Raw genomic sequence first — 14033 nt, forward strand, 5'->3', positions numbered from 1 at the left:
TGCGGTGGGCGGTGCCGGCGATCAGCCGACCGCGCCCTCCATCTGGAGCTCGATGAGCCGGTTGAGCTCGAGGGCGTACTCCATCGGCAGCTCCTTGGCGATCGGCTCGATGAAGCCGCGGACGATCATGGCCATGGCCTCGTCCTGCTCCATGCCGCGCGACATCAGGTAGAAGAGCTGGTCGTCGGAGACCTTGGAGACCGAGGCCTCGTGACCCATCGACACGTCGTCCTCGCGGATGTCGACGTAGGGGTAGGTGTCGGAGCGGCTGACCTGGTCGACCAGCAGCGCGTCGCACAGCACGTTGGACTTCGAGCCGTGCGCGCCCTCGTTGACCTGGATCAGGCCGCGGTACGACGTCCGGCCACCGCCGCGCGCCACCGACTTCGACAGGATCGACGACGAGGTGTTCGGCGCGGCGTGCACCATCTTGGCGCCGGCGTCCTGGTGCTGGCCCTCGCCCGCGAACGCGATGGAGAGCGTCTCGCCCTTGGCGTGCTCGCCCATCAGGTAGACGGCGGGGTACTTCATCGTCACCTTGGAGCCGATGTTGCCGTCGACCCACTCCATCGTCGCGCCGGCCTCGCAGGTCGCGCGCTTGGTGACGAGGTTGTAGACGTTGTTGGACCAGTTCTGGATGGTCGTGTAGCGGCAGCGGCCGCCCTTCTTGACGATGATCTCGACGACCGCGGAGTGCAGCGAGTCGGACGAGTAGATCGGCGCGGTGCAGCCCTCGACGTAGTGCACGTAGGCGCCCTCGTCGACGATGATCAGCGTCCGCTCGAACTGGCCCATGTTCTCGGTGTTGATCCGGAAGTAGGCCTGCAGCGGGATGTCCACGTGCACGCCCGGCGGGACGTAGATGAACGAACCACCCGACCAGACGGCGGTGTTCAGCGCGGCGAACTTGTTGTCGCCGACCGGGATCACCGTGCCGAAGTACTCCTGGAAGAGCTCCGGCTGCTCCTTGAGCGCCGTGTCGGTGTCCAGGAAGAGGACGCCCTGGGCCTCGAGGTCCTCACGGATCGAGTGGTAGACGACCTCGGACTCGTACTGCGCGGCAACGCCGGCGACCAGGCGCTGCTTCTCCGCCTCCGGGATGCCGAGCTTGTCGTAGGTGTTCTTGATGTCCTCGGGCAGGTCCTCCCAGGAGGCGGCCTGCTTCTCCGAGGAGCGCACGAAGTACTTGATGTTGTCGAAGTCGATGCCCGACAGGTCCGAGCCCCAGTTCGGCATCGGCTTGCGGCCGAAGAGCTTGAGGCCCTTCAGGCGCAGGTCGAGCATCCACTGCGGCTCGCTCTTCTTGCTGGAGATGTCGCGGACGACGTCCTCGTTGAGGCCGCGCTTGGCGGCCGCGCCGGCCTCGTCGGAGTCGACCCATCCGAAGTCGTAGCGCCCGATGCCCTCGAGCTCGGGGTTGCGCTCGTCGATGGTGGTCATCAGCTGACCCGCTCCTTCGTGTCGATGGGTGTGCTCTTCGTGCTGCTGGGGATGCAGGTGGTGCAGACCCCGTCGCCGTGGGCGATCGTGGCCAGCCGCTGGACGTGGCTGCCGAGCACCAGGCTGATCGCCTCGGTCTCGGCCTCGCACAGCTGCGGGAACTCGTGAGCGACGTGGGCGACCGGGCAGTGCTGCTGGCACAGCTGCTCCCCGACCGGGCTGTCGCGAACCGTCGCGGCATATCCCTCGTCGGTGAACACCTGGGCAAGGACCTCTGCGGGCCCCAGCTCGGGGTGCTCCGCCCGGATCCCCTCGAACCTCTCCCGGATGAACGCCACCCGGCGGGTCGCGAATTCCCGGACGGCCTCGTCGCCGCCGGTCTCCGCGAGGAACCGGAGCGCCTGGGCCGCGAGGTCGTCGTACTGCTGGTCGAAGCCGTCGCGACCCGACTCGGTCAGCGCGAACGCCTTGGCCGGGCGACCCCGGCCGCGGGCGGCCTGGCTGCGCGGCTCACGGGCCTCGACGAGGCCCTCCTCGACCAGCTGGTCGAGGTGCCGGCGTACGGCGGCCGGGGTGAGGTCGAGCCGCTCGGCGAGCGCCGCAGCGGTCGACGGCCCGTTGTCGAGGATCGACCGTGCGACGCGCTGACGCGTCGGCTGGTCGTGCACCTCGGTGAATTCCACAACGCCAGTGTGCCTTTATTGTTTTGACCTCTTCAAGGAAGGCTCCCCTTACCTGGAGGCGACCGTGAGCCGGGCCACACACCGCCGCTCCCTACACTGACGGGCGTGCCCGACGCCTCCCCTGCCGTGTCTGTCGACGGCCTGGTGATGAGGTACGGCGACAAGGTCGCCGTCGACGGCCTCTCGCTGACCGTCGAGCGCAACACGATCACCGCCGTGCTGGGCCCCAACGGCGCCGGGAAGACGACGACGCTCGAGACCTGCGAGGGCTACCGGCGCCCGCAGGAGGGCACCGTGCGGGTGCTCGGCCTCGACCCGGTGCGCCAGCGCCGCGACCTGCTGCCGCGGATCGGCGTGATGCTGCAGGGCGGCGGCGCGTGGAGCGGCGTCCGCGCGATGGAGATGCTCGACCACGTGGCCCGGCTGCACGCCCACCCCCTCGACACCGCGGTGCTCGCCGAACGCCTCGGCCTCGGGGACTGCGGGCGGACGCCGTACCGCCGGCTCTCCGGCGGCCAGCAGCAGCGCCTCGGGCTGGCGATGGCGATCGTGGGCCGCCCCGAGATCGTCTTCGTCGACGAGCCGACGGCGGGCATGGACCCGCAGGCGCGGCGTACGACGTGGGAGCTGCTCGACGAGCTGCGCCAGTCGGGCGTCACCGTTGTGCTCACCACGCACTACCTGGAGGAGGCCGAGCAGCTCGCCGACCAGGTGCACATCATCGACCGCGGGAGGCTGATCGCCTCGGGCACGCCGGAGGAGCTGACCCGCGGGTCGTCCGCGACCGTCCGGCTGGTGGTCGACAAGGAGCTCCCGCAGGCGGCCGAGGCCGGGCTGCGTGCCTCGATCGACACGTGGAGCGCCGAGCACGGGGTGGGCGTCCGGTCGATCAGCTTCGGCTCCCGCACCCTCGAGGACGTCTTCCTGGAGCTCACCGGGAGGGACATCGACCATGGCTGACGCTCGACACGGGCTCGACTTCGCGCCGCGCCCCGGCGCCGCCCCGCTGCACCGCCAGGTGCTCGCCCAGTCCCGGATGGAGGCGCGGCTGATGCTGCGCAACGGCGAGCAGCTGCTGCTCGCCGTGGTCATCCCGGTGCTCGTGCTCTTCGGCGCGGTCACCGCCGGCGAGCACCTCAACCTCGACCTACCGTCGTCGCGCCCGCTGGTCGACATCTTCACGCCGGGCGTGATCGCGCTGGCGGTGATGTCGACGTCGTTCACCTCGCTGGCGATCGCCACGGGCTTCGAGCGCCGGTACGGCGTCATCAAGCGGCTCGGCAGCTCGCCGCTCCCCCGCTCCGGGCTGCTCGCCGGCAAGATCGGCGCGCTGCTCCTGGTCCAGCTGCTCCAGGTGGTCATCATCGGCGGCGTCGGGCAGCTGCTCGGCTGGACCCCGGAGCCCGGCGTGCTCGGGGTCGCCCTCGCGATCCTCCTCGGCACCGCGGCGTTCGCCTCGCTCGGCCTCTTCGTGGCCGGCGCCCTGCGCGCCGAGGCCACCCTCGCGGCCGCCAACCTCATCTACCTGCTGCTGATGACCGGCGGCGGCGTCGTGCTGCCGCTGACGGCGTACGGCGACGCGCGGCCGTTCCTGCAGTGGCTGCCGTCCGCCGCGCTCGGCGAGGCGATGCGCACCGGGTTCATCGACGGCGGCGTGGCCTGGAAGGACCTGGCCGTGCTGCTCGTCTGGGCGGTCCTCGGGACCGTCCTCACCGCCAAGACCTTCAAGTGGGAGTGATGGAGCGTCTCAACTACCGGCTGAGGCACCTCGACGACTGGCTGCGCGGCTGGGCCTGGGCGTCGATCGTCGCCAACATCGGCATCGTCGTCACCGGCGGCGTGGTCCGGCTGACCGGCTCCGGGCTCGGCTGCCCGACCTGGCCGCGCTGCACCGACGAGTCGCTGACGCCGCACGGCGCCTACAACGTGCACTCGGCGATCGAGTTCGGCAACCGGATGCTGACCTACGTGCTGGTCGCGGTCGCGGTCGGCACCTTCGTCGCGGCCTGGCAGTCCGGGCGTCGCGACCTGCGCCGCCTCGCCCTGGTCATCGCGCTCGGCATCCCGGCCCAGGCGGTGATCGGCGGCATCACGGTGCTCACCGACCTCAACCCGTGGATCGTCTCGTTCCACCTGCTCTGCTCGATGGCGATCATCGGCGTCGCCGTGCTCTTCCGCTGGCGGCTCGACCGTCCCGCCCCCGCCGTACGCCCCCGCGGCGCGGTGCTCACGCTCGCCTGGTCGACGTTCGCCGCCGCCTGGGCGGTCCTGTACGTCGGCACCGTGGTCACCGGCTCCGGGCCGCACGCCGGCGACGTGGACGCCAAGCGCAACGGCCTCGACCCGCTCCAGATGAGCCAGGTGCACGCCGACCTGGTCTTCCTGCTGGTCGGCCTCACCATCGGGCTGCTGCTCGCGGTGGTCGCCACCCAGCGCTCCGCGGCGACCCGCCGCGCGGTCGTCGTGCTCCTCGTCGTGGAGCTGGCGCAGGGCCTGATCGGGTTCGTGCAGTACTTCACCGACCTGCCGGTCGTGCTCGTCGGCTTCCACATGCTCGGCGCGGCGATCATCTCCGCGACCGTCACCCAGGCGCTGCTCGAGGTGCGCGAGAGCGAGTGACGTTGGCGGACGGGCGGCCGCCGTGTACCCCCGCGACGCGACGGCCACCGTCCATCCCCTCAGACGCGACGGGTCGCCGATCGGTTGCGTGCTCACCGCCGGCCTCGCGACGAGCGGTCCCGAACCTGCGACGAACGGTCCGGCTACCGCGCGAGCAGTGGGTCGATCGCGACCGCGACGAAGAGCAGCGACAGGTAGAGGTTCGAGGTGTGGAAGAGCTGCATCGGCTGGATCACCGCGAGGTTCTCGGTGCCCTTCGTGCGGCCCCACATCCGGTGCGCCTGCACCAGGAAGACCCCACCGAGCACCGCGGCCGCGACCGGGTAGAAGAGGCTCGTGTCGGCGACCGGCCACAGCAGCAGCGAGGTCGCCACCATCACCCAGCTGTAGATCACGATCTGGCGCCCGACCTCCGCGGCGGGCTTGACCACCGGCAGCATCGGCACGTCGACGTTGGCGTAGTCCTCGCGGTAGCGCAGCGCCAGCGCCCAGGTGTGCGGCGGCGTCCAGAAGAAGACGACCATGAAGAGCACGACCGGGATCCACGACAGCGAGCCGGTGACCGCGGTCCAGCCGATCAGCGTCGGGAAGCAGCCGGCGATCCCGCCCCACACGATGTTCTGCGTCGTGCGCCGCTTCAGGATCATCGTGTAGCCGAAGACGTAGAACGCGATCGCGGTGACCGACAGCAGCGCCGAGAGCGGGTTGACCCACACGTAGAGCACCACGGTCGACAGGATCCCGAGCACGAAGCCGAAGACCAGCGCGGCCCGCGGCGACACGATGTGTCGCGGCAGCGCCCGGCGACGGGTGCGGCGCATCTGCTCGTCGATGTCGCGGTCGTAGACGCAGTTGAAGACCGACGCCGAGCCGGCCGAGAACGTGCCGCCGACGACGGTGGCCACCACGAGCCCGAGGTCCGGGACGCCCCGGGCCGCGTAGAACATCACCGGAACGGTGGTCAGCAGCAGGAGCTCGATGACGCGCGGCTTGGTGAGCCCGACGTACGCCGCGACGACGTCCTTGACGGTCGCCCGCTCGGCCGCTGGCTGCTGGGCAGCAGAGGCCGACTGGCCGACGTACGTCACAGGGATCCTCGAGCGGGAATGTGGGCACCGGGACGGTGCTTGGACGAGTGGGAGTCTAACGCTCGACGTGAGTAGGCTCGGCATTGGCCGAACCCCCGAAAGGAACCTTGTGAGCAACCCCCCTGCCCTCGACTGGACCGACCTCGACCAGAAGGCGGTGGACACCGCCCGGGTCCTCGCCATGGACTCGGTGCAGAAGGTCGGCAACGGCCACCCCGGCACCGCCATGAGCCTCGCCCCCGCGGCGTACCTCCTCTTCCAGAAGGTGATGCGGCACGACCCCGCCGACCCACGGTGGATCGCCCGAGACCGCTTCGTGCTCTCGTGCGGCCACTCGAGCATCACGCTCTACACGCAGCTCTACCTCGGCGGCTTCGGCCTCGAGCTCGAGGACCTCCAGGCGCTGCGCACCTGGGGCTCCAAGACGCCCGGTCACCCGGAGCTGCACCACACCGCCGGTGTCGAGGTCACGACCGGCCCGCTGGGCCAGGGCGTCGCCAATGCCGTCGGCATGGCCATGTCGGCCCGTCGCGTCCACGGCCTGCTCGACCCCGACGCCGCCCCCGGCAAGAGCGTCTTCGACCACCACGTCTACGCCCTCTGCTCCGACGGCGACCTGCAGGAGGGCGTCAGCGGCGAGGCCAGCTCGATCGCCGGCACCCAGGAGCTCGGCAACCTGACGGTCATCTACGACCGCAACCGCATCTCGATCGAGGGCAACACCGACATCGCCTTCACCGAGGACGTCGCCGCGCGCTACGAGGCCTACGGCTGGCACGTGCAGGTCGTCGACTGGACCAACGGCGGCAAGAAGTACGTCGAGGACGTGCCCGCGCTCTACGACGCGATCACCGCAGCCGGCAAGGTGAAGGACAAGCCGTCGCTGATCGTGCTCGACACGATCATCGCGTGGCCCGCCCCCAACGCCCAGGGCACCGAGAAGGCCCACGGCAGCGCCCTCGGCGACGCCGAGGTCGCGGCCACCAAGGAGGTCCTGGGCTGGGACCCGGAGAAGACCTTCCAGGTGCCCGACGAGGTCATCGCGCACACCCGTCAGCTGAGCGAGCGCGGCGCCGCCGCAGGTGCCGCCTGGGACGAGCAGTACGCCATCTGGGCGGAGGCGAACCCCGAGAAGGCCACGCTGCTGCACCGGCTCAAGGCCCGCACCCTCCCCGAGGGCATCGAGGCGGCCCTGCCGACCTTCGAGGCGAGCGAGAAGGGCGTCGCCACCCGCGTGGCGTCGAGCGACGTCATCAACGCGGTGGCCCCGCTGATGCCCGAGCTCTGGGGCGGCTCGGCCGACCTGGCCGGGTCCAACAACACCACCATCAAGTCGGCGCCGTCGTTCCTGCCCGAGAACCGGTCCGTCGAGGAGTGGAAGGCCGACCCCTACCAGGGCCGCGTGCTGCACTTCGGCATCCGCGAGCACGGCATGGGCGCGATCATGAACGGCATCGCCGCGGACGACCTGACCCGGGTCTTCGGTGGCACGTTCCTGACGTTCTCCGACTACATGCGCGGTGCGGTCCGGGTCGCGGCGCTCAGCCAGCTGCCGGTCACCTACGTGTGGACCCACGACTCGATCGGCCTCGGCGAGGACGGCCCGACGCACCAGCCGATCGAGCACCTGGCCGCGCTCCGCGCCATGCCGGGCCTGGACGTCGTACGCCCGGCGGACGCCAACGAGACCGCCGCCGCGTGGTTCACGATCCTGGGCCACACCAACCGGCCCGCCGCGCTGGCGCTGACCCGCCAGAACGTGCCGGTCTTCCCGCGCGGGGTCGATGGCTTCACCGGGACCGAGGGCGTCGCCAAGGGCGGCTACGTCCTCGTCGACGCCGAGGGCGGCGCACCGGACGTCGTCCTGATCGCGACCGGCTCCGAGGTGCAGCTCGCCGTCGAGGCGCGCACCCAGCTGGCCGAGGCCGGCGTCCGGGCGCGGGTCGTCTCGATGCCGTGCATGGAGTGGTTCGAGGCCCAGGACCAGTCCTACCGCGACACGGTGATCCCCCCGATCGTCAAGGCGCGGGTCTCCGTCGAGGCCGGCGTCAAGCAGGGCTGGCGCGAGTACGTCGGCGACCACGGCCGGATCGTCTCGATCGACCACTACGGCGCGTCCGCCGACTACGCCCGGATCTACCAGGAGTTCGGCATCACGGCCGAGGCCGTCGTCGCCGCAGCCCACGACTCGATCGCGGCGGCCACCAGCTAGCCGCGACCGCCCCCACCGTCTGTGAACCAGAGAGGAAAAGCACATGAGTGATCGTCTGAAGGCTCTGTCCGACGCGGGGGTGTCGATCTGGCTCGACGACCTCTCGCGCGAGCGCATCGAGACCGGCAACCTGGCCAGCCTGGTCGAGGAGAAGTCGGTGGTCGGTGTCACCACCAACCCGACGATCTTCGCCGCGGCCATCGCCAACGGTGAGCGCTACGACGAGCAGGTCGCCCAGCTCGTCGACAAGGGCGAGGCGGTGGACCGGGTGATCTTCGAGCTCACCACCGAGGACGTGCGCAACGCGTGCGACGTCCTGGCCCCGCTCGCCGGCGAGGACAGCGCGGACGGCCGCGTGTCGATCGAGGTCGAGCCGACCCTGGCCAACGACACCGAGGGCACCATCGCGTCCGCGCGGGCGCTCTGGTCGGCCGTCGACCGGTCCAACGTGCTGATCAAGATCCCGGCCACCAAGGAGGGCCTCCCGGCCATCACCGCGGCCATCGCCGAGGGCATCAGCGTCAACGTGACGCTGATCTTCGGCAAGGTCCGCTACCAGGAGGTCATGGACGCCTACCTGTCCGGTCTGGAGGCCGCGCGGGACGCCGGGCTCGACCTGGGCCGCATCCAGTCGGTCGCGTCGTTCTTCGTGTCCCGGGTGGACACCGAGGTCGACGCGCGTCTCGACGAGATCGGCTCCGACGAGGCCAGCGCGCTCAAGGGCAAGGCCGCCGTCGCCAACGCCCGGATCGCGTACGCGGCGTACGAGGACGTCATCGCCAGCGACCGGTGGAAGGTGCTCGCCGACGCCGGCGCCAACCCGCAGCGGCCGCTGTGGGCGTCGACCGGCGTCAAGAACCCCGACTACTCCGACACCCTCTACGTCACCGACCTCGTGGTCGCCGACACCGTCAACACGATGCCGGAGAAGACCATGGACGCCTTCGCCGACCACGGCGAGCTCGACGGCGACCAGGTGACCGGCAAGGTCGCCGAGGCCCAGGAGGTCTTCGACCGACTGGCTGCCGTCGGCATCGACTTCGAGGACGTCCTCGTGGTCCTCGAGACCGAGGGCGTCGACAAGTTCAAGAAGTCGTGGACCGAGCTGACCGAGACCGTCCAGGGCCAGATGGAGAAGGCGGCCAAGTGACCGACGCGCCGGTGGACCCGACCTCGACACCGGCCTGGTCGCGGCTGACGGCGCTGGCTGCGGGCTTCGAGCCCGACCTGCGCCGGTGGTTCGACGAGGACCCCGGCCGGGTCGAGCGGCTCACGTACGTCGCCGGTGACCTGCACGTCGACCTCTCCAAGGCGCTGCTCGACGACGCGGTCCTCGCCGACCTCCTCGCACTCGCCGAGGAGGTCGGCGTGGCCGCCCGCCGCGACGCGATGCTCCGGGGCGAGCACATCAACGTCACCGAGGACCGCGCCGTGCTGCACACCGCACTGCGGCTCCCGGCGGACGATTCGCTCACCGTCGACGGGCAGGACGTCGTCGCCGACGTGCACGAGGTGCTCGGCCGGGTCTACGACTTCGCCGAGCGCGTGCGCAGCGGCGCGTGGACCGGCGTGACCGGCGAGCGGATCCGCACCGTCGTCAACATCGGCATCGGGGGGTCCGACCTCGGACCGGTCATGGCCTACGAGGCACTGGCGGCGTACCGCCAGGAAGGCCTCGAGTGCCGCTTCATCAGCAACATCGACCCGACCGACGCCGCCACGACGCTGGCCGGACTGGACCCGGCGACGACGCTCTTCATCGTCTCCAGCAAGACGTTCGGCACGCTCGAGACGCTGACGAACGCCCGGCTCTGCAAGGCCTGGCTGCTCCACGGGCTCGCCGGTCACGACGAGGCCGAGTCGGTCGCGAAGCACTTCGTCGCGGTCTCGACGGCGCTCGACAAGGTGGCTGACTTCGGCATCGACCCGGCCAACGCGTTCGGCTTCTGGGACTGGGTCGGCGGACGCTACTCCGTCGACTCGGCGATCGGTACGTCGCTGGTGGTCGCGATCGGGCCGGAGCGGTTCGCCGAGCTGTTGGGCGGGTTCCACACGATGGACGAGCACTTCCGCACGGCCGAGCCCGCGCAGAACGTGCCGCTGCTGATGGGCCTGCTCAACGTCTGGTACACCAACTTCCTCGGCGCCGAGAGCCACGCGGTGCTGCCGTACACCCAGCTGCTGCACCGCTTCCCGGCGTACCTGCAGCAGCTGACCATGGAGTCCAACGGCAAGGGTGTCCGCTGGGACGGCAGTCCCGTGTCGACCGAGACCGGTGAGATCTTCTGGGGCGAGCCCGGCACCAACGGGCAGCACGCGTTCTACCAGCTGATCCACCAGGGCACCCGGCTGATCCCGGCCGACTTCATCGCGGTCGCGAACCCGCCGTACCCGCTGGAGGACGGCGGCACCGACGTCCACGAGCTGTTCCTGGCGAACTTCCTGGCGCAGACCCGGGCGCTGGCCTTCGGCAAGACCGCCGACGAGGTCCGCGCGGAGGGCACGGCCGAGGCCGTGGTCCCCGCACGGGTCTTCACCGGCAACCGGCCGACCACCTCGATCATGGCACCGGCGCTCACGCCGTCCGTGCTCGGTCAGCTGGTCGCCCTCTACGAGCACCTCACGTTCACCCAGGGCGTCGTGTGGGGCATCGACAGCTTCGACCAGTGGGGCGTCGAGCTCGGCAAGAAGCTCGCCCAGGAGGTCGGGCCGGCGATCACCGGCGACGCCGACGCGCTCGCCGCCCAGGACGCCTCGACCCAGGCCCTCATCGCCTACTACCAGGAGCACCGTCGCCGATGACGTACGAGAACCCGCTACGCGATCCCCGCGACCGCCGGCTGCCGCGCATCGCGGGCCCCAGCGGCATGGTGCTCTTCGGGGTCACCGGCGACCTGTCGCGCAAGAAGGTCATGCCCGCGATCTACGACCTGGCCAACCGCGGTCTGCTGCCCCCGGGCTTCAGCCTCACCGGTTTCGCCCGGCGCGACTGGGCCGACCAGGACTTCGCCCAGATCGTGCACGACTCGGTGAAGGCGCACGCTCGCACCGAGTTCCGCGAGGAGGTCTGGAAGCAGCTGGCCGAGGGCTTCCGCTTCGTGCCGGGCGACTTCGACGACGACCACGCCTTCGACCAGCTGCGCCGGACGATCGAGGAGCTCGACGACGTCCGTGGCACCGGCGGCAACCACGCCTTCTACCTGGCGATCCCGCCCGGGTTCTTCGGCACCGTCGTCGGCCAGCTCCAGGAGCACGGGCTGTCGACTCCGAAGGAGGGGTCGTGGCGTCGGGTCGTCGTGGAGAAGCCGTTCGGCCACGACCTCGAGTCGGCCCGCGAGCTCAACGCCACCCTGGCGAACGTCTTCCCGTCGGGCTCGATCTTCCGGATCGACCACTACCTGGGCAAGGAGACGGTCCAGAACATCCTGGCGATGCGCTTCGCCAACGAGATGTTCGAGCCGATCTGGAACTCCAACTACGTCGACCACGTCCAGATCACGATGGCCGAGGACATCGGGATCGGCGGCCGGGCCGGCTACTACGACGGCATCGGCGCCGCCCGCGACGTCATCCAGAACCACCTGCTCCAGCTGATGAGCCTGGTCGCGATGGAGGAGCCGACGAGCTTCTCGGCCGACAACCTCCGCATCGAGAAGGAGAAGGTGCTCTCGAGCATCACGCTCCCCCGCCGGCTGGACCTGACGACGGCGCGCGGCCAGTACGCCGCCGGGTGGGCCGGCGGCGAGAAGGTCGCCGGCTTCCTCGAGGAGGAGGGCATCAAGCAGACCTCCACCACCGAGACCTTCGCGGCGGTCACCCTCAACGTCGAGAACCGGCGCTGGGCGGGCGTGCCGTTCTACCTCCGCACCGGCAAGCGCCTCGGCCGCCGGGTCACCGAGGTCGCGGTCGTCTTCAAGAAGGCGCCGCACCTGCCGTTCGCCGAGTCGGCCACCGAGGAGCTCGGCAAGAACGCCCTGGTGATCCGCGTGCAGCCCGACGAGGGCATCACGCTGCGGTTCGGCTCCAAGGTGCCCGGCACCCAGATGGAGATCCGCGACGTCAACATGGACTTCGTCTACGGCGGCGCGTTCACCGAGTCCTCGCCCGAGGCGTACGAGCGGCTGATCCTCGACGTCCTGCTGGGCGACCCGCCGCTCTTCCCCCGCCACGAGGAGGTCGAGCTGTCCTGGAAGATCCTGGACCCGATCCTCGAGCACTGGGCCAAGCAGGACGCGTCCGGCAAGGGCAAGCCGGACCAGTACGAGTCGGGCGGCTGGGGGCCGGAGTCGGCGAACGCGATGCTGGCCCGCGACGGCCGCGTCTGGAGGAGGCCCTGAAGTGATAGAGCTCATCGACACCAACTCGGCGGAGATCGCGTCCGAGTTCCTCCGTGCCCGCACCCGCGCCGGCAGCCCGGCCATGGGGATGGTGATGACCCTGGTCATCGTCGTCGACGAGGACGACGCCGAGGGCGCCATGAAGGCCGCTCGCGCCGCCTCGCACGAGCACCCCGCGCGGGTCCTCGGCGTGATCCTCGGCAACGGGCGCGGCACCGGCCAGGTCAACGCCCAGGTCGGCACCGGCTCCGGCTGGACCGGCGAGACCGCACTGATCCGGCTGAGCGGCGAGGTCGTGAAGCACCCCGAGTCCGTGGTGCTCCCGCTGCTGCTGCCCGACTCCCCCGTCGCCGTCTGGTGGCCCAACCACCCGCCGGACGACCCGGCCTCGGACCCGCTCGGCCAGCTGGCGCAGCGCCGGGTGACCGACGCCGCCGCCGCGTCGCGCGGCAAGACCAAGGCGATCCACCAGCAGTGCTCGGCGTACACGAAGGGCAACACCGACCTCGCCTGGACCCGGATCACGCTGTGGCGGGCGCTGCTCGCGGCGGCGCTGGACCAGCAGCCGCTGAAGGTGACCCGCGCCTCGGTCACCGCCGAGCGGATCAGCCCCAGCGCCGACCTGCTGGCCGCGTGGCTGGCCGACCGGCTCAAGATCGAGGTGGACCGCAAGAACTCCGCCGGGCCCGGCATCACCGAGGTGGTGATGGAGACCAAGGAGGGTCCGATCCGGATCAGCCGCACGGACGGGAAGCTGGCGACCTTCTCCTCGCCCGACCGCCCGGACCGCCCGGTCGCCCTCAAGCGGCGTGAGCTGCCCGAGCTGCTGGCCGAGGAGCTGCGCCGGCTCGACGAGGACGACGTGTACGCCGAGACAGCCAAGCGGCTGCTGAAGATGGGGAGCAAGGGCTCGTGACCACCGAACCACGCATCGAGGTCCACGAGGACCCCGCCACCCTCGCGACCGCGGTCGCCGGCGAGCTGCTCAGCCGGCTCGCCGACGCCCAAGCGGCCGGCGGGGTCCCGCAGATCGCGCTGACCGGCGGCACCATCGCCGAGGACATCCACCGCGAGATCGCCCGCCTCTCCCCCGGCTCCGAGGTCGACTGGTCGCAGGTCGTCGTCTGGTGGGGCGACGAGCGCTTCGTCGCGCCCGACTCGCCCGACCGCAACAGCGGCCAGGCGCAGGCCGCGTTCCTCGACGCCGTCGGGGCCGACCCGGCGCGGGTGCACCCGATGCCGTCGACGGCCGACGCCTCGGACGTCGACGCCGGTGCCACGGCGTACACCGCGACCCTGCGGGAGCACGGCAGCGGCGAGTTCGACATCGTGATGCTGGGCATCGGCCCCGACGGCCACATCGCCTCGCTCTTCCCGGGCTTCCCCCAGCTCGACTCCGACGGCATCGCGGTCGGGGTGACCGGCTCGCCGAAGCCCCCGCCGGAGCGGGTCAGCCTCACCTTCGCGGCGCTCAACCGGGCCCGGTCGGTGTGGTTCCTGGTCAGCGGCGGCGGCAAGGCGTCCGCGGTCGCGTCGGCCCTCGGTGGTGCCGACCTCCACGACATCCCGGCCGCGGGTGTCAGCGGCCGCGAGGAAACGATCTGGTTCCTCGACCGGGAAGCGGCCTCGTCACTGTAGATCGCGCTCTACAGTG

Annotated in this window: 12 protein-coding genes; 9 read left to right on the forward strand and 3 right to left on the reverse strand. The window is 70.8% G+C overall.

All coding sequences use genetic code 11. The features are described 5' to 3' along the window. Positions 1 to 21 precede the first annotated feature (21 nt). Positions 22 to 1440: a Fe-S cluster assembly protein SufB gene (gene sufB / locus ACFPYL_RS13840; protein WP_379155063.1), complete on the reverse strand. Its 1419-nt coding sequence runs from the start codon at positions 1438 to 1440 to the stop codon at positions 22 to 24. Further along, complete coding sequence (locus tag ACFPYL_RS13845) at positions 1440 to 2123, reverse strand: helix-turn-helix transcriptional regulator (RefSeq protein ID WP_379155066.1); 684 nt, start codon at positions 2121 to 2123, stop codon at positions 1440 to 1442. The genes sufB and ACFPYL_RS13845 overlap by 1 nt, the downstream gene beginning before the upstream one ends. Before the next feature lie 105 nt (positions 2124 to 2228). Between ACFPYL_RS13845 and ACFPYL_RS13850 the strand changes: the two genes are divergently transcribed. From ACFPYL_RS13850 to ACFPYL_RS13860, 3 genes are read left to right on the forward strand one after another with little or no spacing between them, the layout of a single operon-like run. Next, positions 2229 to 3083, forward strand: a complete 855-nt coding sequence (locus tag ACFPYL_RS13850) for an ABC transporter ATP-binding protein (protein WP_449289714.1) — start codon at positions 2229 to 2231, stop codon at positions 3081 to 3083. Further along, the gene (locus tag ACFPYL_RS13855) at positions 3076 to 3861 is read left to right on the forward strand and encodes an ABC transporter permease (RefSeq protein ID WP_379155068.1); all 786 of its coding nucleotides are present in this window, start codon (positions 3076 to 3078) and stop codon (positions 3859 to 3861) included. Before ACFPYL_RS13850 ends, ACFPYL_RS13855 begins: the two co-directional genes overlap by 8 nt. Next, positions 3861 to 4742 (forward strand): COX15/CtaA family protein, encoded by an 882-nt coding sequence (locus ACFPYL_RS13860; protein WP_379155071.1) that lies wholly within the window; start codon positions 3861 to 3863, stop codon positions 4740 to 4742. Before ACFPYL_RS13855 ends, ACFPYL_RS13860 begins: the two co-directional genes overlap by 1 nt. A gap of 143 nt (positions 4743 to 4885) precedes the next feature. Here ACFPYL_RS13860 and ACFPYL_RS13865 read toward each other — a convergent pair whose 3' ends face one another. Next, a complete protein-coding gene (locus ACFPYL_RS13865) occupies positions 4886 to 5830 on the reverse strand; it encodes a heme o synthase (protein ID WP_379155074.1) in 945 nt (314 codons plus the stop codon). Positions 5831 to 5939: 109 nt separating this feature from the next. Between ACFPYL_RS13865 and tkt the strand changes: the two genes are divergently transcribed. Genes tkt through pgl form a run of 6 tightly spaced genes read left to right on the forward strand, consistent with a single transcriptional unit; the run spans position 5940 to position 14017 of the window. Then, the gene (gene tkt, locus ACFPYL_RS13870) at positions 5940 to 8042 is read left to right on the forward strand and encodes a transketolase (protein WP_379155077.1); all 2103 of its coding nucleotides are present in this window, start codon (positions 5940 to 5942) and stop codon (positions 8040 to 8042) included. A 43-nt stretch (positions 8043 to 8085) separates the two neighbouring features. After that, positions 8086 to 9192: a transaldolase gene (tal, locus tag ACFPYL_RS13875; RefSeq protein ID WP_379155080.1), complete on the forward strand. Its 1107-nt coding sequence runs from the start codon at positions 8086 to 8088 to the stop codon at positions 9190 to 9192. Beyond that, a complete protein-coding gene (gene pgi / locus ACFPYL_RS13880) occupies positions 9189 to 10844 on the forward strand; it encodes a glucose-6-phosphate isomerase (protein ID WP_379155083.1) in 1656 nt (551 codons plus the stop codon). The genes tal and pgi overlap by 4 nt, the downstream gene beginning before the upstream one ends. Next, positions 10841 to 12379: a glucose-6-phosphate dehydrogenase gene (gene zwf, locus ACFPYL_RS13885; RefSeq protein WP_379155086.1), complete on the forward strand. Its 1539-nt coding sequence runs from the start codon at positions 10841 to 10843 to the stop codon at positions 12377 to 12379. The genes pgi and zwf overlap by 4 nt, the downstream gene beginning before the upstream one ends. A 1-nt stretch (position 12380) precedes the next feature. Then, positions 12381 to 13295: a glucose-6-phosphate dehydrogenase assembly protein OpcA gene (locus ACFPYL_RS13890; protein WP_379155088.1), complete on the forward strand. Its 915-nt coding sequence runs from the start codon at positions 12381 to 12383 to the stop codon at positions 13293 to 13295. Next, a complete protein-coding gene (gene pgl / locus ACFPYL_RS13895; protein WP_379155091.1) occupies positions 13292 to 14017 on the forward strand; it encodes a 6-phosphogluconolactonase in 726 nt (241 codons plus the stop codon). The genes ACFPYL_RS13890 and pgl overlap by 4 nt, the downstream gene beginning before the upstream one ends. The last annotated feature ends 16 nt before the right edge of the window (positions 14018 to 14033 follow it).

Origin of the sequence: Nocardioides hankookensis (assembly GCF_042658885.1) — a bacterium.
Lineage (GTDB): Bacteria > Actinomycetota > Actinomycetes > Propionibacteriales > Nocardioidaceae > Nocardioides > Nocardioides hankookensis.

Excerpts from the sequence above, each read along its gene's own strand:
- zwf (WP_379155086.1), top strand. The coding sequence starts at position 10,841 with ATGACGTACGAGAACCCGCTACGCGATCCCCGCGACCGCCGGCTGCCG.
- sufB (WP_379155063.1), bottom strand. The coding sequence starts at position 1,440 with ATGACCACCATCGACGAGCGCAACCCCGAGCTCGAGGGCATCGGGCGC.
- tal (WP_379155080.1), top strand. The coding sequence starts at position 8,086 with ATGAGTGATCGTCTGAAGGCTCTGTCCGACGCGGGGGTGTCGATCTGG.
- ACFPYL_RS13860 (WP_379155071.1), top strand. The coding sequence starts at position 3,861 with ATGGAGCGTCTCAACTACCGGCTGAGGCACCTCGACGACTGGCTGCGC.
- ACFPYL_RS13855 (WP_379155068.1), top strand. The coding sequence starts at position 3,076 with ATGGCTGACGCTCGACACGGGCTCGACTTCGCGCCGCGCCCCGGCGCC.